15 protein-coding genes and 1 pseudogene are annotated in these 19,490 nt (G+C 72.2%); 8 read left to right on the forward strand and 8 right to left on the reverse strand.

The window, feature by feature from the left end; all coding sequences use genetic code 11:
• Positions 1–59 precede the first annotated feature (59 nt).
• On the reverse strand, positions 60–1,685 hold the full coding sequence (locus tag GCU69_RS21165) for a nitrilase-related carbon-nitrogen hydrolase (RefSeq protein ID WP_170315898.1): 1,626 nt from the start codon (positions 1,683–1,685) through the stop codon (positions 60–62).
• A 160-nt stretch (positions 1,686–1,845) separates the two neighbouring features.
• Between GCU69_RS21165 and GCU69_RS21170 the strand changes: the two genes are divergently transcribed.
• Together GCU69_RS21170 and htpG are read left to right on the forward strand one after the other, a co-directional pair.
• Complete coding sequence (locus tag GCU69_RS21170; RefSeq protein ID WP_098754460.1) at positions 1,846–2,283, forward strand: MarR family winged helix-turn-helix transcriptional regulator; 438 nt, start codon at positions 1,846–1,848, stop codon at positions 2,281–2,283.
• 147 nt (positions 2,284–2,430) lie between these two features.
• A complete protein-coding gene (gene htpG / locus GCU69_RS21175; protein ID WP_156206901.1) occupies positions 2,431–4,353 on the forward strand; it encodes a molecular chaperone HtpG in 1,923 nt (640 codons plus the stop codon).
• Between the two features lie 230 nt (positions 4,354–4,583).
• Here htpG and GCU69_RS21180 read toward each other — a convergent pair whose 3' ends face one another.
• Both GCU69_RS21180 and GCU69_RS21185 read right to left on the reverse strand, forming a co-directional pair.
• Positions 4,584–5,489: a toxin glutamine deamidase domain-containing protein gene (locus GCU69_RS21180; RefSeq protein WP_107644961.1), complete on the reverse strand. Its 906-nt coding sequence runs from the start codon at positions 5,487–5,489 to the stop codon at positions 4,584–4,586.
• Positions 5,490–5,749: 260 nt separating this feature from the next.
• Positions 5,750–6,679 (reverse strand): extracellular catalytic domain type 1 short-chain-length polyhydroxyalkanoate depolymerase, encoded by a 930-nt coding sequence (locus tag GCU69_RS21185; protein WP_156206902.1) that lies wholly within the window; start codon positions 6,677–6,679, stop codon positions 5,750–5,752.
• 490 nt (positions 6,680–7,169) lie between these two features.
• On the opposite strand from GCU69_RS21185, the gene GCU69_RS21190 reads away from it, so the two are divergent.
• Entirely contained in the window at positions 7,170–8,270 is a 1,101-nt protein-coding gene (locus tag GCU69_RS21190) for a non-reducing end alpha-L-arabinofuranosidase family hydrolase (protein WP_408055828.1), read from the forward strand.
• Between the two features lie 231 nt (positions 8,271–8,501).
• On the opposite strand, the gene GCU69_RS34405 is transcribed toward GCU69_RS21190, so the two are convergent.
• Positions 8,502–9,323 (reverse strand): pentapeptide repeat-containing protein, encoded by an 822-nt coding sequence (locus GCU69_RS34405; protein ID WP_156206904.1) that lies wholly within the window; start codon positions 9,321–9,323, stop codon positions 8,502–8,504.
• Between the two features lie 389 nt (positions 9,324–9,712).
• Here GCU69_RS34405 and GCU69_RS21200 point away from each other — a divergent pair, with 389 nt between their 5' ends.
• Entirely contained in the window at positions 9,713–10,441 is a 729-nt protein-coding gene (locus GCU69_RS21200; protein ID WP_235978607.1) for an SGNH/GDSL hydrolase family protein, read from the forward strand.
• A 291-nt stretch (positions 10,442–10,732) separates the two neighbouring features.
• Positions 10,733–11,080 (forward strand): DUF1330 domain-containing protein, encoded by a 348-nt coding sequence (locus GCU69_RS21205; protein ID WP_156206912.1) that lies wholly within the window; start codon positions 10,733–10,735, stop codon positions 11,078–11,080.
• A gap of 173 nt (positions 11,081–11,253) precedes the next feature.
• Here the strand turns inward: GCU69_RS21205 and GCU69_RS21210 are convergent, their stop codons facing one another.
• Positions 11,254–11,460, reverse strand: a complete 207-nt coding sequence (locus GCU69_RS21210; protein ID WP_098751942.1) for a DUF397 domain-containing protein — start codon at positions 11,458–11,460, stop codon at positions 11,254–11,256.
• Positions 11,457–12,384, reverse strand: a pseudogene (locus tag GCU69_RS21215) (helix-turn-helix domain-containing protein). The gene GCU69_RS21210 and the pseudogene GCU69_RS21215 overlap by 4 nt, the downstream one beginning before the upstream one ends.
• Before the next feature lie 39 nt (positions 12,385–12,423).
• Between GCU69_RS21215 and GCU69_RS21220 the strand changes: the two are divergent.
• The 3 genes from GCU69_RS21220 to GCU69_RS21230 all read left to right on the forward strand — a co-directional run bounded on the left by GCU69_RS21220 (position 12,424) and on the right by GCU69_RS21230 (position 15,368).
• Positions 12,424–13,005, forward strand: a complete 582-nt coding sequence (locus GCU69_RS21220) for an ATP-binding protein (protein WP_156206905.1) — start codon at positions 12,424–12,426, stop codon at positions 13,003–13,005.
• A gap of 5 nt (positions 13,006–13,010) precedes the next feature.
• The gene (locus tag GCU69_RS21225) at positions 13,011–13,166 is read left to right on the forward strand and encodes a hypothetical protein (RefSeq protein WP_176604621.1); all 156 of its coding nucleotides are present in this window, start codon (positions 13,011–13,013) and stop codon (positions 13,164–13,166) included.
• 69 nt (positions 13,167–13,235) lie between these two features.
• Positions 13,236–15,368, forward strand: coding sequence for a UvrD-helicase domain-containing protein (locus GCU69_RS21230; protein WP_156206906.1), 2,133 nt, complete (start codon positions 13,236–13,238; stop codon positions 15,366–15,368).
• 198 nt (positions 15,369–15,566) lie between these two features.
• Here the strand turns inward: GCU69_RS21230 and GCU69_RS21235 are convergent, their stop codons facing one another.
• Entirely contained in the window at positions 15,567–16,826 is a 1,260-nt protein-coding gene (locus GCU69_RS21235) for a hypothetical protein (protein WP_235978608.1), read from the reverse strand.
• Positions 16,827–16,892: 66 nt separating this feature from the next.
• Positions 16,893–19,325: a family 43 glycosylhydrolase gene (locus GCU69_RS21245; RefSeq protein ID WP_156206907.1), complete on the reverse strand. Its 2,433-nt coding sequence runs from the start codon at positions 19,323–19,325 to the stop codon at positions 16,893–16,895.
• Positions 19,326–19,490: the final 165 nt, after the last annotated feature.

Here is a 19,490-nt window from a genome sequence, read left to right on the forward strand (position 1 = left end):
CCGGGAAGCGGGGCCCGGGGCCGGAACCGGCCGCGGGCACCCCGCACGGGCGGCTCCCGTCAGCCGGTGCCGCCCCGGCCGGCGGTGGGGGCGGCGGCACGGCCCCGGCGCGAGCGGGCCGCGAGGAGCACCGTCCCGGCCGCGGTACCGGCGAGCACCCCCCAGGAGACGGCGTCCCCGATGGCCGAGTACGGGGTGGACGAGCCCCGGACCGGGACCTCGGCGTACCAGATGCCCGAGTCGGTGGTGGTGTCCTGCGTGGACAGCTCACGGCCACGGGCGTCGTACGCGCTCGACTGGCCGTTGAAGTCCTGGCGGACCAGGGCGTAGCCGTTCTCGATCGCCCGCAGCCCCGCCATGGCCGTGTGGGTGCGCCCCATCTCGGGCCAGTCGCCGCCCGGGACGAACAGGATGTCGGCGTCGACGTGGCCGGCCGCGGGGAAGTCGGCGTCGTAGCAGATGACGTTGGCCAGCCGCCCGTACGGGGTGTCGACGACCGGGACCCGGCCGTCTCCCGGGGTGTAGGTCTCCAGGCCGGGGATCGGCTTGGCCTTCTCGTAGTCCCACAGCCTGTCCCCGTCGGGTCCGAAGAGATGGGTCTCGTCCCTGCCGTGGGGGGCCTCCGGCAGATATGTCAGGTCGGCCACGAGGAGGTAGATGTCGTTGTCGTCCGCGACCGCCGACGCCCGCCGCAGGTACGCCGCGTGGTCCTCGTCGAGGATCCGCGCGGCGTTCTCGGACCAGACGACGATGCGCGCCCCGCCGTCGGCGGCTTGCTCGGTCTGCCGGAACAGGTCGTCGAGCAGCGGTCCGGCGGCCCGGCGCACGGCGGAGCGGTCGGTGGCGCCCGGGTCGGTGACCCCGAGGCGTGACGTGCCGTGCACCGCCGTCTCGGCGTCCACGGCCGCCCGGCTCGGGTTGACACCGGCGGTCCGGACGGTGTCGTCGCCGGTGGTGGTGGACATGAGACGGACCTGCCCGCCGACGACGACCAGCGCGAGGATCCCCGCGTACACGGCGGCCGGGCGCAGCGCGGACCGGTGCAGGCCGCGTTCCCACACCAGATTGCCGACCGTCGCCCCCGCTCCGATGAGGAACGCGACGGCGTACGGCCCGGTCAGCGCGGTGAACTGGAGGAGAGCGGTGAAGGGGTGCTGGGACGCCGCCCGCATGCCGTAGGCGGTGCCGAACGGGCCGAAGGTCCCGAGGAGGAACTCGACCGACATGGCGGTGGCGGGAAACAGCAGCAGCCTGCCGGGCGTCCCGGCGCGGGCCCCGAGCAGCCGGTCGGCGGCGTAGGGCAGGCCGTAGACGACCCCGAAGGCGGCGATGCCCAGGAGCGTGAGGGGGGTGACGGGGACCGCGAGCTGGACCATCCACAGGAGCGCCGAGGCCACGGTCACGGCGAACACCGCGGGCAGGGCCACGCGCGGGCGGGTGTCGCGCTGGAAGCGGAGGAGGAGCAGGGGCGCGGCCCAGGCGGCGAGCGGCAGGTCGAACCGGCCTCCGACGGACAGCAGGGACGCCGCTGCCGCGCCCCCGAAGTACAGCCACAGGCGTCGCAGGGAGGGAGCGGAGCGGGACGGGCCGGTGGGCGGCGGAACGCTGCGGGGCGGGCCGCTGCGGGGTGCGCCGGCGGGGGCCGGAGCGGTCGGAGGGGGTGGGGCAGTGCGGGCATCGGACACGGGAAGTCCCTGGCGTCGTGGAGGCCGGCGGGCACGGGCCGTCGGGGCACGGACGCCGGCGAGAAACAATTTGCTTCGAGTCTCGAACCAAACGCAACGTAACAGCTTCGAGCCTCGAAGGAAACTGGTAGGCTCACGGCATGACGGAGAGGTGCACGGCATGAGGGAGCAGCCGCTCGCAGCGGTGGTGCGCGCGAATCACGAGATCTTCATGCTGACCAGCGACCGGATCACCGGCGTGCTCGGCGAACTCGGCCTCACGCACGCCACGGCGCAGGCGCTCTGGGCCCTCGACCCCGAGGGCCCCGCTCCCTCGATGAAGGCACTGGCCGGGCAGCTGTTCTGCAACGCGCCCAATCTCAGCTTCGTCGTCAACCAACTCGTCGAGCGAGGTCTCGTCGAGCGGGACACGGATCCCGGGGACCGGCGCTCACGGGTGGTGGTGCTGACCGCCGAGGGCCGCCGCACGCGCGAACGGGTGATGCGGGTGACGCTCGAGGAGACGCCGTTCGCGGGCTGCGAGCCGGAGGAGCTGGACCAGCTCGCGGAGATCCTCCGGCGCGTCCTGGCCCGTGCGGGCCGGGGACCGGCCGGCTGAGCGCACCGGCCGGGCGGACCGGCCGGGGAGCCGCGGAAACGCCGGCCCGGGCGTGCCGGGCCCGCCGCGCGAGCACGGGCCGGGGCCCGTTCTCGTAACATCCTTTCCGACATGTTTCCGGACCAGTGACATCCGAGTGGGGATTCCATGGACACACGCGTCGAAACGCATGAATTCCAGGCCGAGGCGCGGCAGCTGCTGCGGCTGATGGTCCACTCGATCTATTCGAACAAAGACGTCTTCCTGCGGGAGCTGATCTCCAACGCCTCCGACGCCCTGGACAAGCTGCGCCTCGCCCACCTCACCGACAGCGACCTGCCGGCCGACGTGTCCGACCTGCACATCGCGCTGGAGGCGGACCGGGAGCGGCGCACGCTGACGGTCCGCGACAACGGCATCGGCATGACCCGCGACGAGGTCGTGGGGCTCATCGGTACGGTCGCCAAGTCCGGCACCGCGGAGCTGCTGCGGCAGCTGGAGGAGTCGAAGGACGCCGCGGCCTCGCAGGATCTGATCGGGCGCTTCGGCGTCGGCTTCTACTCGGCCTTCATGGTGGCGGACCGGGTCACCCTGCTCACCCGGCGGGCGGGCGAGGAGAGCGGGACCCGCTGGGAGTCCGACGGCGACGGCACGTACACCGTCGAGCAGGTCGGCGACGCGCCGCAGGGCACCGCGGTCACCGTGCACCTGAAGCCGGCGGACGCGGAGGACCACCTCTTCGACTACACCGATCCCTGGAAGATCCGGGAGATCGTGAAGCGGTACTCGGACTTCATCTCCTGGCCGATCCGCATGGAGGCCGAGCGGCCGGACGGCGAATCGGGCACCCGGAGCGAGACCGAGACGCTGAACTCCATGAAGGCCCTCTGGGCCCGCCCCCGGTCGGAGGTGAAGGACGAGGAGTACCACGAGTTCTACAAGCACCTCAGCCACGACTGGCAGGACCCGCTGGAGACCGTCTCCCTGCGCGCCGAGGGCTCGTTCGAGTACGAGGCGCTGCTGTTCCTCCCCGCGCGGGCACCGCTCGACCTGTTCAGCCGCGACGCCGTGTCCGGCGTGCAGCTGTACGTCAAGCGCGTCTTCATCATGGACGACTGCCGGGAGCTGATGCCCGAGTACCTGCGCTTCGTCAAGGGCGTCGTCGACGCGGCGGACCTCTCGCTCAACATCTCCCGGGAGATCCTCCAGCAGGACCGGCAGATCCAGCTGATGCGCCGCCGGCTGGTCAAGAAGGTGCTGTCGACGGTGAAGGGCCTGATGACCTCGGACCCCGAGCGCTACCGGACGTTCTGGGACCAGTTCGGCCGCGTGGTCAAGGAGGGGATCATCACCGACCCCGACAACCAGCGGGCCGTCCTCGACATCGCGTCCTTCGCCTCGACGCACGACGCGGACGAGCCGGTGACGCTGCGGGCCTACGTCGAGCGGATGAAGGACGGCCAGGAGGACATCTACTACTCCACCGGCCAGTCCCGCTCGGTGCTGGAGAACTCCCCGCACATGGAGGCCTTCCACGCCAAGGGCTACGAGGTCCTGCTGCTGACCGACCCGGTCGACGAGATGTGGGTCGAGTCGGTCCGGGAGTACGACGGCAAGCGGCTGCGGCCGGTCAACCAGGGGGACACCGGCCTCCCGGCGGAGGACGACGGCGAGGACGGCGAGAAGGCGAGGACGGAACGCGACCGGCAGGAGAGCGACTTCACGCCGCTGCTGTCCTGGCTGAGGGAGCAGCTGGCGGACGAGGTGAAGGACGTACGGCTGTCCTCCCGTCTCACCAGCTCACCGGCCTGCCTCGTCGGTGACGCCCAGGACCTCCCGCCGTCGCTGGAGCGGATGTACCGGGCCATGGGCCAGGAAGGCCCGCCGGTCAAGCGGATCCTGGAGCTGAACCCCGGGCACGACCTGGTGACCGGGCTGCGCCGGGCACACGCGGAGCGGGCCGGCGACCCGGCCCTGCGGGAGACCGCCGAACTGCTGCACGGCACGGCGCTGCTCGCGGAGGGCGGCGGCCTGAACGACCCGGCGCGGTTCGCACGGCTGCTGGCCGACCGGCTGGCGCGGACGCTGTAGCGGCAGCGGCGGATCCGGTCCCGGTCCGCCGGTCCCGGTCCGCCGGTCCCGGTCCGCCGGTCCCGGTCCGCCGGTCCCGGTCCGCCGGTCCTCCGCTTCCGGGAGCCGCCACCGCGGCTCCCGGAAGCGGAGGGACGGCCTGCGGGCCCGTGCCGTGTGACGAGCCCTGACCGCCACGGTGGCGGCCCGGGCGCGGAGCGCACCCGCCCGGGCCCGAGCCGGACCTTGGGTCAGAGTTGGTCCCTCGTAGGGATCTGGAGCGCGGTGGTGCTGGCCGCGGGAGCGTCGACCTGGCGGAACAGCGAGTCGATGGTGATCGTCTGGAAGAGATCGCCGTTGTACATGGGCTGCGAGCTGACGAGCCCCATCTGCGGGTCGACCCATACGATTCTGCCGTTGTGGTTGACGCCGTTGACCGCGTGAACGAGGTTGGTCTCCTCGCGCCGGAACACCACGATGCTGCACGCTCCGTGCCCGGCCTGAGCCAGCCTGGCCGCCACGACCCCCCACTCGCCCTGGACCTGTGTGCCCGGGGGTGCCTCGACGCCCCCGAAGCTGCCGCCCAGCATCGCTGCCGCCGTCTGGTTCCCCCCGCTTTCCACATCCCTCGGACCGGTGTTGTGAACCCCGGCCGCGACGGTGGGATTGCCCGACCACGAGGCCACGAAACTGCGCGCCGCATCGATGCAGTTGCGCCGGTACGCGTCGTCGCCCTTGCCCCGCCTGCTGTTGAGCGCCTTCACCCAGGCCGCGGCCTCCAGGTCGGAGGCGGAACCCTGGCCGGCGTCCGAGCCGGGAACGATCTTCTTGAGCTGTTTGAGAAGTCCGCCGACGAGTTCGGTGGCCGGCGCGATCGGGTCGGGGAACTTCTGGAAGGTGCCGTCGGCCTCCCTGGGAAAGACCTTCTCCAGATGCTTCTGGTCCTTCTCCCTGAAGGCCTTCATCTTGCCCGGCCCGTACTCCCGTGGATTGTCCAGTGAACCGGGAGCCCTGGTGCCGGAAACGCGCTGCACGGGCAGCACCGGACCCGTGGTGCCGTGGGCATGCCCCTGCCGCTGCGCCTCCACAGCCCGCGCCACGGCCGCGTTGCCCGCGGAGCGCTGCAGGGCCAGGACATCGGCTGCGCCACCGAGCACCGGCGGGGCGCTCCGGCCCGTACCGGGAGCGGTGGCCTGCTCCGTCCGGCGGGGCGGCGACCCCCCGCCGGACCGGTACCGTTCTGACTGCCCGCGCGCACGCATCAGGTGCTCCCCCTCCGCCGGTCCTCAACATTCCAGACCTACCGGTTCACACCCCCCGGCAGACAGTCCGAAAGGGCATCACCGCGGGCAGGCTTCGGAGGGTGCCGCGCACACCCGGGCCCACGGGCGGGCCCGGGTACGCGCCGCCGCGGCTGCTACAGGCCGAAGAACTCCACAGCGGCCGCCGCCATGCCCTCGGACGGCAGGTTGTGGCCGGCGCCCTGGACGCTGATCGACTCGACGTGCGTGACACCGTCGGCGCCGGTGAAGTTCTCCCGCTGCCAGCCCTGCCGCGGCTGGTCCGTCGAGGTCGGGGACCGGTCCAGCCCGAAGACGTTCGTCCACTGGTCGGTGGACTCCCCCAGCAGCTGGTACGGGACCAGGGTGTCGTTCGTGCCGTGCCACAGCTGCACCCGGGGCCGTTCGCCGGTGTGCTCCGGGTAGGCCTGCCGCACCGCGTCGCCCCACTCCTGCGGCGTACGGTCCATGGAACCGTTGACGCACTTGCTGACGGTGGGCGGGAAGTCGGCCTCGTTCGCGAAGCAGTTGAAGGGCACGCCCATGAAGACCGTGCCGGCCCGGAAGACGTCCGGGTAGAGGGCGAGCAGGGCGTTCGTCTCCATGCCGCCGGAGGAACTGCCGGTGACGAAGACCTGCTGCGGGTCGGCACCGTACTGCCGCTCCGCGTACTCGACCATCGAGACGATCGACGCCGGGTCGCTGCCGCCGCCGCGCCGCTTGGAGGCGTCGGACCACACGTCGAAGCAGTTGCCCATGGCTGTCGACTTGGTCGCGGTCGGGTAGACGACCACGAATCCGCGCTGGTCGGCCAGGGGAGCGAAGCCCGACTGCTGGTGGAAGCCGGGGCCGGAACCGCCGCAGCCGTGCATCGCCACGACGACCGCGGGCTGTTCGGAGACGTTGTCCGGCACGTAGGCGTGCATGCGCAGGCCGCCCGGGTTGTCGCCGAAGTCGGTGACCTCGGTCAACTGGGCGGCGGACGCGGACGAGGGGACGAGAACGCCTGTCGCGAAGATGCATAAGGCACCGGCAACGGCCGCGATCGCGGCCCTGATGCGGGTCATACCTGCCTCCTGAGGCGTGGGGGGGACCTGCTGGGTCCGTGGGGAGGACTGAGATTAGGCAGTATCCTGACGGCCGTCAATGATTCGCCTAACATTGGGGGCGGGCATGCCGCGGGCGTGCGCCTGCGGCGCGACGGGACAGCGGCACGACGGCATGACGGGACGGCGGGACGACGGCACGACGGCATGGCGGGACGGCGGCACGGCGGGACGACGGCACGGCGGCCGGCGGAGTCACCGGCACGGCGGACACGGCGCGGGCCGTGCGGTCTTGACGGCGTAAGCCAACTCGCCTAGTTTCCGACCGGCTTCGGCACTTCGAATGCCGTTCGACATGTCGAACTGCTCACCACTCCGCGCCCCGCCCAGCTCCACCCCCCACCACGAGCCGCACCGGACAGCGTCCGCACCGGCGCCCACCCGCCGGCCCATACCCGGAGGGCGACCCGGACGCCGGTTTGGGAGCGCTCCCATAGCGAAGGAGTCCACCATGCGCCCCACTCGACGCACCGGCGCCGTTCTCGGCGGGCTGGCCCTGCTCCTCGGCGCCTCGGTCTCGGGCCCGGCGACCGCGCCGGCCGGAGCGTCGGAGACCACGGACCGCACTCCTCCGGCCGCCTCCGCGGCCGATCTCCCGAGCAGCTTCCAGTGGTCCTCAACCGGGCCGGTCATCGCCCCGAAGTCGGACGCGAGCCACGACATCGCGGGCATCAAGGACCCGTCGGTGGTCTTCCACGACGGGAAGTGGCACGTCTACGCGAGCACCACCAGCACGGCCGGCAACTACAGCCTGGCGTACACGAGTTTCGAGGACTGGTCCCGGGCGTCCGCGGCCCCGCAGTACTTCCTCGACCAGAACCCGAACATCGGCACCGGCTACCGGGCCGCTCCGCAGGTGTTCTACTTCGCGCCGCAGGACAAGTGGTATCTGGTCTACCAGACCGGCAACGGGTCCTTCTCCACCACCGACGACCCCGGGAAGCCGGAGACGTGGAGCGCCCCGCAGAACTTCTACTCCGGCATGCCGGACATCATCCGCGACAACATCGGCGACGGTTACTGGGTCGACTTCTGGGTCATCTGCGACGACGTGAAGTGCTACCTGTTCTCCTCCGACGACAACGGGCACCTGTACCGCTCGGAGACCACCGTGGAGGACTTCCCGAACGGCTTCACCAACACGGTCATCGCCATGGAGGACTCGGACCGGTACCGGCTGTTCGAGGCCGTCAACATCTACCGGATCAAGGGCTCGGACAGCTATCTGATGCTCCACGAGGCGATCGGCACCGACGGCCGCAGGTACTTCCGGTCCTGGACGTCGGACGCCATCACCGGCCCGTGGACGGCGCTGGCCGACACGGAGAGCAACCCGTTCGCGCGCGCCAACAACGTCACCTTCGAGGGCTCGCCCTGGACCAACGACATCAGCCACGGCGAGCTGCTGCGCGACGGCACCGACCAGACGCTCACCATCGACCCGTGCGATCTGAGGTACCTCTACCAGGGCATGGATCCGAACGCCGGGGGCGAGTACAACAAGCTGCCGTGGCGGCTCGGACTGCTCACGCAGACCAACTCCGCCTGCTGATACGGGCGGGCGGGCCACCGGGTGGGCGGGGCACCGATGACCCCGGCGGGCGACGTGCCCGGCGGCGGTGCACCCGGCCACCGCGCCGACGGTGGCCCGTCCGCGCGCGGGGACGGCCCCGGGGGCGGGGACGGCACCGGCGACCGGTCCCGGATTGCGGGACCGGTCCCGGGCGCCGGCCCGGTGCGGGGCCGACCCCAGGGGGACGCGGTCACCGGGGAGGCGGCGGAGCTACCAATGGGCCGGTCGGCTCAGCCCCTCCGGAATTCCGGTGGCCGCGTCCCCCCGGGCCGCGTTCAGCTGGGCCTGGGTCAGGAAGACGCTGCCGGTGAGGTCGGCGCCGGCCAGCTCCGCGTCGCGCAGGTCCGCCCCGATCAGGTCGGCCGCCCGCAGATCGGCCCCGGTCAGGTCCGCCGCGACGAGGAGCGCGCCGCGGAGACTCGCGCCGCGCAGATCGGCGCCGCGCAGCCGGGCACCGACGAGGTCGGCGCCCCGGTGGTTCTTCTTGCGGCCCGGGACCCCCGCCCGTACGAGATCACCGGCGCGCAGCAGCAGGGCGTTCACCTCCTCGCGGAGCGCCGGTACGTCGAGCGCGGTCAGGGTGGCGGCGTCGGCGCGGGTGAGTCCCTCGATACGGGACCGGGCGCGGCGGAGACCGTCGTGAACGGGCCGGGCCGCGGGCAGGGAGAGGGCCTCGGTGACGTACCAGAGCAGTTCGTGGAGCCCGCGCATCACCGGGAAGACCTCGAACATCTGCCCGGCGGTCTCCGGGGCCTCGCGCCAGGACGTGCCGCGGAACGTGACGCGGGAGACCTGCTGTCCGGCGCCGAAGCAGTCGTAGACGGTGCAGCCGGGGTAGCCCTCGTCACGGAGGCGGGCGTGGATGCCGCAGCCGAAGTCGGAGCGCAGGTTCGCGCAGGGTCGGCCCGCGGGCTTGTCGGCGGCGAAGTCGGCGGAGGCGGCGAAGGGCAGGGCGACGCAGCACAGCCCGAAGCAGTTCGCACAGTCGGCCCGGAGAGCCGAGCGGTGGTCGGCGGCGGGGTTCTCGGGCATGCGCTGGTCCTTGGTTCGGTGGCGGTCGCTGGTGGCGGCCGGTGACGGTGGTCGCGGCCGGTGCGGGGCGACCGTACGCCCGCCCCGCACGGGGCGGTGCGGCCGGGGAGGCGCGCGGACCGCCCCGTACCGGCACGGCGCTCGAAGCCTCCCAGGGTAACCGCGCACGGGTCCCGGCGCGGCACGCGCCCTTGACAGTCGCGGGACTCTGGTACGAGCCGGGCGCACCGTCGGCCCCCGGCCGTTCCCGCTCACCGTTCGCCGCTCGCCGCCGCCCGCCACCGCGGCCTGCGACGGGACGCGCGGTCCGTGTGGCCCGCGCGGCTCCGCGGTGACGGGCCACTCCCCCACCCAGTGAAAAGGAAAGGTTCATGGCCCGAATACGGCATGTGTTCTCTTGCTTAATCGCTGTTGCAGCACTGATCGTCGCCTTCGCCCCCACAGCCGGCACCGCTCACGCCGACTCCCGGTCCGCGGACGCGGCCCCCGTACGCGTCATGCCGCTCGGTGACTCGATCACCGACGGCTTCAACGTCCCCGGCGGCTACCGAGTCGACCTGTGGCAGAAGCTGCTCGCCGGCGGTCACGAGGTCGATTTCGTCGGTTCGATGGCCAACGGCCCGGGCGAACTCGGTGACCGCGACCACGAAGGGCACTCCGGCTGGACGATCGCCCAGATCGACCAGAACATCGACAACTGGCTCAGCACCTACACCCCCCGGACGATCCTGCTGCACATCGGCACCAACGACATGTACGGCGGCGACCCGGGCGGCGCTCCGGCCCGGCTGGCCGCGCTGATCGACCGCATCACGGCGCGGGCCCCGGACACGGAGCTGTTCGTGGCGACGATCGTGCCGCTGTCCTTCTCCGACGGAACGGTGCGGGCGTTCAACGCGGAGATCCCCGGCATCGTGCAGAGCCGGGCCGACGCCGGGGCGCGTGTCCACCTGGTCGACATGTACAGCGCGCTGTCGCTCTCCGACCTGGCCGACGGCGTGCACCCGAACGCGACCGGCTACAGCAAGATGGCCACGCGGTGGTACGAGGCGCTGCTGTCGGTCCCGGGCAGCCTGGGCGGCGCCGAACCGGCCGCGCGCACGGCCGGACGGAGCTGACCGGGACGGCGGTACGCGTCTGACCGGCCCGCGCGGGTCCGGTGGCCCGTGGCCCGTGACCCATGGCCCGTGGCTTGCCCGGACTGGACCCGTGTCCGTGACCGGGCGGGAACGAGAGCGCAGGGGGCGCCGTTCGCTTTCGCTGCGATCGGCGCCCCCGACAGGTGTGCCGGGGTGCCGGGGCGCCGGGGTGCCGTCTGCGGGCGAACTCGGTTGTGATCGACCGCCGGTGACGCGATCATGCGCGTACCCCCGACCGACCTCAGCGACCCGACCGACCGGAAGGACGCCATGCCCGCCTACGTCATAGCCCACCTGCAAGAGGCCGCCCCGCACCCGGAGATCGCCGAGTACATCGAGCGCATCCCCTCCACCTTCGAGCCGTACGGCGGCCGCTTCCTGGTGCACGCCACCCAGCACGAGGTGAAGGAGGGCGACTGGCCCGGCCACGTCGTGATGATCGGCTTCCCCGGCGCCGCCGAGGCGCGGGCGTGGTGGGACTCCCCCGCCTACCGGGAGATCGCCCCGCTGCGCTCACGGCACATCGAGGGCGACATCATCCTGGTCGAGGGCGTCCCCGAGGACTACGACCCGGCGGCCACGGCGAAGGCCATGCGGGAGGCCCTGCCGGCCGACTGAGCCCCGCGGGCTGCAAGGGTTGCCGAAAGCCGGCTCGGGACTTGCCCGGAGCCGGCTTTCGGGCAGGTCAGAGCGCCGGCCGACCAGCGACGGTGCGGATGTCCTGCACGGCCACGTCGATGCCCTGCGCCCGCAGCGCCGGTCCGGCGTTCCCCGCCCGTTCCGCCTGCTTGTCAGCTACTGGCCGCCAACCCGACGAAGTCGGCCCAGGCTTCGGCTTCGACTTCCACCACGGGGCCTGAGGGGTTCTTGGAGTCACGCACGAGAACGCGTCCGAGAATGGCGGCGACCTCCACGCACTCACCACCGTTCCCCGTGCTGTAGCTGCTCTTGAACCATGCGGCCTCGGGTACAGCACCCTTGGTGCGCTGCACGCTCATGCCTCTCCCATCAGTTGCTCGATGAACGCCGACGACTCGTGCGGCGTCAGCGCCTGTGACCGGAGGATGCCATAGCGAGCTTCGAGCGTCCGCACGTACGTCGTATCCGTATACAGACGACTGTCATCCTGGATCTCCGCATAGGCGATGCGTTGCCCCTTGTCCGTGTCGATCAGCGTGAACGGGCCGCCGAGCGCGCCGTTGTCCTCTCGCCCGATGGGCATCACCTGCACCTCGACGCTTCTGAGCCGGCCGATGGCAAGGATGCGCTCCAGCGCTCCGCGCATCACGGTCGCGCCCCCGATCGGCCTGCGAAGTACCGCTTCCTCGATGATGAAGCTCATCAACGGTGCCGGAGTTCGCTCGAAGACAGCCTGCCGAGCGAGCCGGGCCTCCAAGCGCTGTTCGATCACCACGTCGTCCAGCAGGGGCCGGCCGCTGCATGCGGAAGACCGCCCGAGCGTATTCCTCCGTTTGCAGGAGACCCGGGACAGCGTAAACGGCGTACAAGCTCAGGGCCGTAGCCTTGGCCTCCAGTCCGGCCGCATCGCGGAAGAACGCCGGGTATTGAGCCCGCCCGATCTCTTCCTTCAATGCTGTGAGGACACCACCGGCGTCCAGCACCTCGTCGGCCCGTTCGATGAACCGGGGCTGCGGGATCCGCCGCCCCTGCTCCAGCGAAGCCACCGTGTCCGCCGAGTAGCCGATCCGCTTGCCGAACTCGATCCGGTCCAGGCCCGACCGAAGCCTCAGTGCCTTCAGTTGCCGTCCGAAGGCCGTCACCACTCCCCTGCTCTGCTCCTCCGAGCGTCCCTGCCCCGGCTCGTCCCCGTGCCGCACGGCTGTCACCCCGTCGTCCACCGCGTACCCCTCCGTACTCGCGTGGCGCGCACCGCGTACAAGGAGGTGGATGCGGCGCGTCATCCCTGGTCACGGTAAGCCACGCGACGCGACCCTGAGTGCATGAACAGCACCGAACTACCCGTCCGGGTGGGCCGTTTCGCGCGGCAGTACAGCTCCACTCCGCAGGGCGCGCGGCTCGCCCGTCACGCCTGTGCCGAGCAGCTCGACGCCTGGGGCATCCCGTACGGCAGCGACGCGCACGACGTGCTGCGGCTGGTCGTGGCCGAGCTGTGCGCGAACGCCGTGCAGCACGGGCACGTGCCCGGCCGCGACATCCGCGTGCGCCTCACCGTCGAGGCTGCGGAGCCGCCGCCGTCCCCGGAGGGGCTGCGTACGGCGGCCGGCGCCCCGGGCCGGACCGCGGTCACCGTACGCGTGGAGGTCACCGACAGCCGAGCCGAACGCCTCCCCGTGCGCGGCCCCGTCCCCGCTGACGCGCCGCCCGCCGACGCGCCGCCCGCCGACGCGCCGCCCGGCGGAGGGGAACAGTTCGGCGGCGAACGGGTTGACGGCCGCGGCCTGTACATCGTCGAAGCGGTCGCCGACCGCTGGGGCTGGGATCCGCGGACCGACGGCCCCGGGAAGACGGTGTGGGCCGAATACACCGTCACGTATCCGGCCACGACGGAGCCGATCGCCTAGCTCCGGTGGACAGAGAAACGTCCAGCTTCGGCATGCTGCTGCTCGCGCAGGAGCGGCCGGCCGAGGCGGTCGGGATTCCGGAGCCGCTGCACGCGGACCTGTGCGTGGTGTTCGGGCCGGACGACGAGATGGCGCCGAAGTGGCCGAGATTCTGGCCGTGATCCGGCTGGATCTCGGCCGATCCCCGCCTTCCGCCTGAACACCGCCGCGTTTCTCCCTAGTATTCGATCATGCCGCGCCTCGCCTTCGACATCTCCTTCTGTGCCCAGCTCGACAAGCTCCAGAAGCCTGTGAAGAAGGGGGTGTTCGACGCCTGGCACAAGTTCGAGTCGCTGACGCTGGAGCAGTTGTTCCGGGATCCGGGGCTGAAGCTGGAGGCCCTGAAGGGTGCCAAGGACAAGCAGATCCGCACCATCCGGATCGACCAGGGCACCCGGGGCGCCGTCCTCGCCCCGGAGTCCGGGGACACCTTCGTCCTGCTCCGCGTCGGGCCGCACGACGAGACGACCAGCTGGGCGCTGAAGCAGAAGGCGACCGTCAACTCCGTCACCCGGGCCGTCGAGATCCGCGACATCCAGACACTGGAGGAGCTGACCCCGGCGTACGAGCGCATCGCCCCCGGCCCGGAGCGGCGGCTGTTCGCGAAGGTGTCCGACGGGGACATGACCACGCTGGGCATCGACGGGACCACGCTGCGCCAGGCCCGGGTGCTGACCAGCGTGGAGCAGCTGGAGGTGTTCGCGCCGTTCTTCCCGCAGGACCAGCGGGAGGTGCTGGAGTATCTGGCGGCCGGCTTCACCGTGGACGAGGTGTGGCGCGACGTCGTCGCGGTCAGCCTCGCGGGCGCCGATCCGGCGGAGCCCGTCGACACCGGTGACTACGCGGCCGCCATCCACCGCACCCCGACCCGTATCGCCGTCGTCACGGACTCCGACGAGCTGCGCGACATCCTCGACAAGCCGTTCGCTGCCTGGCGCGTCTTCCTGAACCCCTCGCAGCACAAGGTGGCCTACCGGCCGTCGTACTCCGGGTCCGCCCAGGTCACGGGCGGCCCCGGCACCGGCAAGACGGTCGTCGCCCTGCACCGCGTACGGCATCTGCTGCGTCAACTGCCGGAGGGCGAGCGCATCCTGCTCACCAGCTACACCAACGCCCTGGTGGCCGCGCTGCGCACCGGGCTGGAGGCGCTCGTCGAGGACGAGAGCGTGCGGGACCGGGTGGACATCATGACGGTGGACGCGTTCGCCGGGCGCGTGCTGTCCACGGACCGGAAACCGACCTGGGGCGCCCAGGAGAAGACCCGCTGGAGGCAGGCGGCGAAGGTCACCGGGTTCACGGGCACGGAACGGTTCCTGGCGCAGGAGTACAAGCACGTGGTGCTGGCGCAGAACCTGCGCACGTACGAGGAGTACGAGGCGTGCGAGCGGCACGGGCGCGGCAGCGCGCTGCCGGTGTCCCGGCGCCGGGTGGTGTGGGACACCGTCCAGGAGTTCACCGCGCGGCTGGCCGCCGACGGGCTGCGCAGCCACATCGGCACCTGCGCCGAGGCCGCCGACCTGCTGGAGAGGCAAGGCCCGCGCTACCGGCACGTCGTGGTCGACGAGGCGCAGGACCTGCACCCGGCGCAGTGGCGGCTGCTGCGGGCGGCCGTCCCGGAAGGCCCGGACGACCTGTTCGTCGCGGGCGACCCGCACCAGCGCATCTACGACTCGAAGGTGTCGCTGAAGGCCGTCGGGATCAGGGTCGCGGGCCGGTCGACCCGGATGCGCAGGAACTACCGCTCCACCCAGGAGATCCTGAGCTGGGCCACCGGGCTGCTCGTCGGCCGCCCCTTCGCGGAGCTGGCCGACGACTCCCGCGACGACACCCTCCTGGGCTACCGCTCGTCCCTGCACGGCGGCCGGCCCGAGACGCACGGCGCCGCCGACGCGGACGCGGAGCTGGACGCGCTGGCCGAACGGGTGCGCGGCTGGCTCGACGCCGGGGTGCGGCCGGGTGAGATCGGGGTGTGCGCGCGGACCGTCAGCACCTGCGACCGGGTGATGGAGCGGCTGCGGGACGCGGACGTGCCCGTGACCCGGCTGAAGGGCACGGCCACCGGGCGTGCGGGCGCGGTGAGCGTGGGCACGATGCACGCGTTCAAGGGACTGGAGTACCGGTGCGTCGCGGTGGTGGGGGTGTGCGCGGAGGCGCTGCCGTTCGCCAAGGCGGTCACCCCGGCCGACGACGACCGGCTCCAGCACGAGACCGATCTGGCGGCGGAACGGTGCCTGCTGTTCGTGGCCTGCACCCGGGCGCGCGACGGGCTGTACGTGTCGTGGTGGGGTGAACCGAGCCGGTTTCTGGTGGAGGCGGGGGTGTAGTCCTCGCGGCCGGTCGCCGTTCCCCGCCGGTCCCGCTGCCGGGGACGGGCCCGGCGTCCCTGTCGTCCGGGAGGCGCCCGGCGTCCCTGTCCGGGGCGGTGCCCCGCGTCCGTGTCCGGGGGCTTCCGCGCGTCCCCGTCCGCGGCGGGCGCTCCCCCGCCCCCGCGGCCCCGGAGGCGGACAGGACCGGACGCGGCCTCAGCGCTGCTGCGCGCTGCGGAATCCGTCGGTCCACGCGCGGTTCCGGCCGGGTAGGCCCTCCTTCCCCGGCAGCACGGTGTACGGGCAGAACAGGCTGTTCAGCAGCCACGGTGTCGAATCCACGCCGAAGCCCGACGCCATGTCGGCGTCCTGGCTCACCCCGTAGGCGGCCACGGCCAGCTTCCCTGTTCCGCGGAACTGCTCGACCTGATCGCGCAGATACGTCCTGTGCCGGTCGAACCACGGGCTCATGGACAGAAAGCGGTCCCACTTCTGCTGGGTGAACGGCCCGTCGAGCGCCGCCTTGATCACCTGCCAGACCCGCTGCCCGCGGTGTTCCTCGTATCGGGCCGCGAACTTTGCGGACACCGGATCGCCGAGGTGTTCCTTCCAGAGCAGGACCAGCGAGAACTCGGTGGCCAGGAATGTCTGGTCGTCGCGCAGGGCGGGGAGGACGTATTCGAGGTACCGCCGGGCCCCGCCCGGGGCGGACAGGTGCGGGTGGATGTCCACTCCCGCGATGGCCGGGGTCTTCCGTACGAAATCCAGCCAGCGCCGGGTCGCGGGGGTGCGCCCGCCCGGCCGGTCGAGGTGGTTGAGCGCGCCCATGTACAGGCGGGTGCCGGTCGCGGACCGCCGGTCGCGGTGGTCGATGACGTGCCGCGCGAGCTGCTCGTAGAAGGCGTTGAGGCGGTCGCCGCGGTCGGCGGGGCGGCATTCGAGGAAGGGTTCGTTGCCGATCACCAGGATGTCGGTCTTACCCATGACGACGGGTAACACCTCGTCGAGGCGGGCGAGCGCGGTCTTCATCCCGCTGCTGCCGGGGGCCGGAAGCGGCCTCTCGTTGTACGGGAACTTCAGCGACAGCACCGTGCCGTAACCCCGTTCACGGGCCGCCAGCAGGGTCTTGATCTGCGGCTGGTCCCCGACGGCTGTCCCTCCGGTGTCGCGCACGGGATAGAACCCCCGCAGCCAGGTCGCCCCGATGTCCTCCAGCTCGGCGTACGCCAGTTCGCTCGGGTCGCCGTTGAAGTTCGCGCCGAGGACCCCTACCGGGGGCGGAGCCGTGACCCGGTCCCCGCCCTGCTCCCCGTCCCGTTCCGGTTCGTCCCGGCCGGGCCCGGGGCCGTCGTCCCCGCAGCCCGCGACGCCCAGCGCGGCCGGCCCGGCGGCCCCGGACATGCCCAGCAGCCGCCGGCGGGAGAGCGCCCCCGCCCCTCCGGGCCCGATCCCCGCCCCGGCACGCCTCCCGCCCATCGCTCTCTCCTCTCGTCGGTGCCGGTCCCCGCCCCCGTCCGTCCGGGAGCGGGGACCGGCTCCGGGTCAGTCCCGGTAGGTGCGGACGTAGTCGAACCGGGCGGTCGCCCCCGGCCCGTCCAGGGTGACCAGTCCCATCTTGAGCGGTCCCTTCACGGGCAGGCTCCACACCCCCGCCTCGACCCAGTGCTCGCCGTCACGGCTGGTCGAGGCGCGTACCTCGTCCTCCCGGTCAGCCCGGTCGGCGTGGTACGAGAGCCGCAGCCACATGGTGTCCGCGGTCGGACCGCCGAACGTCTCGCCGTAGAACACCGGGGTGGGTGGTGTGGTGGTAGGGCGCTCGCCCTCCTTGGCGAACTCGGTGTTGAGCGTGAGCGCGCCGCCGCGCCGCTCCAGCGGCAGCGCTGACCGGGTCAGCGAGAAGTACCGGTCGTCGTTCCCGTACAGCACCAGTCCCGCCTTCTGGCCGGCGCGCTCCGGGGCGAAGTGGAGTCTGGTCTCCACGGTGAAGTCGCCCTTCGGCGCGTCCCGGGTCAGCACCGGTGCCGTGTTGGTGTCCAGCCAGAGCCCGGTGTCCCCCGCCGGCCAGGACAGGGCACCGCCGGTCATGGCGGTCCCGGGCGCCGGGCCGCGGACCCAGCTCCACGGGGAGTCCGGCTCCGTGCCGGGCACGACGGTGCCTTCGAACGCGTCGCTGTACGCGGGAAGTCCGGCGCCCGGTCCGGGTTCCGGTACGGGCCCGGTCACCGGGGTGTGGAGCTTGACCGTGCCCACGTTGTCGGCGGCGGAACCGGGGCCGCGTGCGGCCGTGCCGGCCTTCCCGGGCCGGGCCGCACCGGCGGGCAGCTCCCGGTGCTGGGTGGCCACCGCGTCGTACAGCCGGTCCGAGGTGACCTCGGCGGTCAGCTCGCCGCCGCGCAGTTCCACGGCCACGTTGTGCCAGGAGTCCCAGCGGAACGCGGACGGCAGCGGGGTGATCCTCTCGTCGTTCCGGCCGTTCCTCAGCACGTCGGTGACCAGTGCGTTGCGGTCCCTGTCCAGCCAGGCGCTGACGTTGTTGTCCGGGTCGGCGTACGCGACGGTCAGTCCGGCGGCGCCGGTGTCCGCGGTCACCCTCAGGTCCGCCTCGGCGCGCTGTGCGGCGGCGGCCGTCCGGCGGCGCGTGACCAGGTAGGCGGGGTCCGTGCCGCGGCCCTCGTGCGTCACGTACGTACCCGTGTCCCGGCTCTCGGCGGTCGACCAGCCGTCCCGCTCCGGCCCCTGCCGCCGCCAGCCGGAGAGCGAGCCGTCGTTGAAGGTGCCGCCGGCGTCCCACGCGGTCACCGGCGCCGCCTGCCTGCCGTCCGACGCCCCGGCACCGGCCCGTACCACCGGCCAGCCGTCGATCCAGTCCAGCCGGTCGATCAGCATCGGTCGCCTGGACAGCTGCTTCCGGTTGATCTCGGGAGTGGGGTCGAGGTCCGGGTCGTCCGACGGGATCCCGTGGTAGACGAGCCAGTCCTGTCCCGCCAGGTCGGTCTGCACCGAGTTGTGGCCCGGGCCGATCCAGCGGTTGCCGCTTCCGGCCACGACGGCACCGCCCTTGCTGGTGCGGGCCATGAGGTCGACGCCCTCGTCGTCCTCGAACGGGCCCGTCGGGCTGGTCGAGCGGCCCACCTTCACCTGGTAGCCGCTGTACGCGCCCTGGCAGCAGCCCGCGTCGGAGTAGAACAGGTAGTAGTACGGGCCGCGCCGGACGACGTACGGGCCCTCCGCCCGGCGGCCCTGGGCGACCTCGGTGACGCGGCCCTCGATCCGGGTGCTGTCGGCGTTCATCCCGGCCACGCAGAGGACGTCGTAGCTTCCCCAGTACAGATAGGAGCGGCCGTCCCGGTCGGTGAACTGTGCCTGGTCGATGTTGCCCGTCGGGCAGCCGCTCTGCGGCTTCATGACGGCGCCCCGGTCCGTCCACGGCCCGGTCGGCGTGGGAGCGGTGGCCACTCCGACGGTGTTCCGGTCCGGGACCGAGTAGTACAGCGTGTAGCGGCCGTTGAGGTAGCGGATGTCCGGGGCCCACAGCCGCGAGCCGCCGTGCCAGGCCGGCTGCGTCTCGGGAGTGAACAGCTCCCCCGCGTACTCCCAGTCCACAAGGTCCGCCGAGCGCAGGATCGGCACGATCCGCTCGCCCTGCTCACCCTTGCTCCGGAACACCGGGTTCTGAGTGCCGTAGGCGTACCAGAGGCCGTCCTTCCCGCGGATGGTCACCGGATCGGGGAAGGTGTCGACCGTGCCCTCCGTCACCGGGTTGGTGTACGTCCCGGACGGCTCGCTCCGCGCTCCCGTGCCGGCCTGCCGGGCCTGCTCCGCCTGTCCGGAACGGGCCGGCGCGGGCGGTTCCTGCGCCACCGCGCCGCCCCCGGGTTGCAGCAGCAGCGAGGCGACGAGCCCCAGCAGCAGGACGCCGATGCCGGACAGGACTCCGGGAGGACGGATGGCTCTCGTGGTGGACAAACGGCTCATGGCGGCTCCTCGGTCTCCCGGTGGCGCGGAATCTCCTGGCTGTGCGGGTCTCCTCGTCGTGCGGCGGGGATCTCCCGTACGGGGGCTCCTGGTGCGGGGGCTTCTCTGGTACGGGGCTCCTCGTACGGGGGCTCCTGGTACGGGAGGACTCTCCTCCTGCGGGAT

The sequence above is a fragment of the Streptomyces lycii genome, assembly GCF_009735685.1.
Taxonomy (GTDB): Bacteria; Actinomycetota; Actinomycetes; order Streptomycetales; family Streptomycetaceae; genus Streptomyces; species Streptomyces lycii.